Annotated in this window: 2 protein-coding genes; one reads left to right on the top strand and one right to left on the bottom strand. The window is 71.9% G+C overall.

Going from position 1 to position 1,127, the window contains the following annotated elements; all coding sequences use genetic code 11:
• Window positions 1-21 precede the first annotated feature (21 nt).
• Window positions 22-717 carry a hypothetical protein gene (locus tag CCN33_RS28705; protein WP_086696312.1) on the bottom strand — a complete coding sequence of 232 codons (696 nt, stop codon included), beginning with the start codon at window positions 715-717 and terminating at the stop codon, window positions 22-24.
• Window positions 718-764: 47 nt separating this feature from the next.
• On the opposite strand from CCN33_RS28705, the gene CCN33_RS28700 reads away from it, so the two are divergent.
• Window positions 765-953 carry a DUF5703 family protein gene (locus CCN33_RS28700; RefSeq protein ID WP_046732800.1) on the top strand — a complete coding sequence of 63 codons (189 nt, stop codon included), beginning with the start codon at window positions 765-767 and terminating at the stop codon, window positions 951-953.
• Window positions 954-1,127: the final 174 nt, after the last annotated feature.

The raw sequence follows: 1,127 nt of genomic DNA, 5'->3' as shown, positions 1-1,127 counted from the left end.
CGGTACGGGCACCGCCGTGCTTCACCGGTCGCGGTCGAGCGGCTCCAGATCGTCGTCGGCCAGCTCGTCCAGGAGCGTGCCCCGCACGTCGGCGTCGTCGTCGCTGTCGTCCCGGTCGAAGACCGCGCTGACGTCGAAGCGGCAGATCACATGCTGCGGGTCGGCGTCCTCGAACGGCGCCTCCAGCCATTCGCCGGGCTCGGGCGCCTCCTCCGCCGCGGTGACCCAGAGGGTGGAGTCACCCTCCGCGAGACCGAACTCACGGTGCCGGGACGCGATCTCGTCCGGCTCGAACTCGCCGAACAGGATGCCCAGCGCGCCGGGGACCGTGTTCGCGGTGTCGTCCTCGGTGAGGGCGTCCTCGAACTCGGCGGCCTCCACCCGCTGGGCCTGGGCCAGCAGCCGCGGGGGCTCGGCCACCGTGTAGTCGCGGCGGATCAGGACGCTGACGGCGTGGGGCTCCTCCGGGCCCGTGTACGGCGGCAGCGAGTCGTCGGCTCCGGGGATCTCGAAGGGGGTGACCTCGTCGTAGCGGTCGTAGAGCAGTTCGTCGTACACCTCGCCGGCCGCCGCAAGCTGATTGAACGCCTCGTGGACGGCCGGGTCGTCGTCACCCGTCCTGCGTTCGACGGCCGCCAGGTGGCGGTCGAGCGCGGTCTTGACCGCCTCGGCGGCGGCGCGTACCTCGGCAGCGGTGGGCTGCGCAGCATCAGACATAGTGCAGACGCTATCCGTACCGGGCACCAGCCCGCACAATAGATGCGATGCCGGAATACGAATTTGTCGACGTGTACGTCCCCCGCGGGGTGTCCCGCAAGGAGGCGACGCGTCTACTCACGGACCATGCCGAGTACGGACACTGGGAGTTGGACCGACTGAGCCTCATGCGCGACGGCAGCCGCAGAGTGCGGTTGCGCCGGCGGATCATCCGCCAGGTGCGGGCCACGTGGTGAGCGGGAGCGCATGACCGGAAGCGGGCCCCGCCGTCCTGCGGCAGGGGCCCGCTCCGTCTCACGGGTGGCCCGTTCTCACGGGTGGCCCGCCGGGTCAGGCCGCGTTGCGCGCCTTGCGGTACAGGACGGCGCCCGCGAGGATCGCGCCCGCGCCGGCGGACAGCGCGAGGCCGA

Source organism: Streptomyces recifensis (assembly GCF_002154615.1).
Taxonomy (GTDB): Bacteria; Actinomycetota; Actinomycetes; order Streptomycetales; family Streptomycetaceae; genus Streptomyces; species Streptomyces griseoluteus.
This window is presented reverse-complemented; position numbering and strand designations above follow the sequence as displayed.

Bases quoted from the DNA above. Each gene is read 5' to 3' on its own strand.
- CCN33_RS28705 (WP_086696312.1), bottom strand. From the start codon at position 717: ATGTCTGATGCTGCGCAGCCCACCGCTGCCGAGGTACGCGCCGCCGCC.
- CCN33_RS28700 (WP_046732800.1), top strand. From the start codon at position 765: ATGCCGGAATACGAATTTGTCGACGTGTACGTCCCCCGCGGGGTGTCC.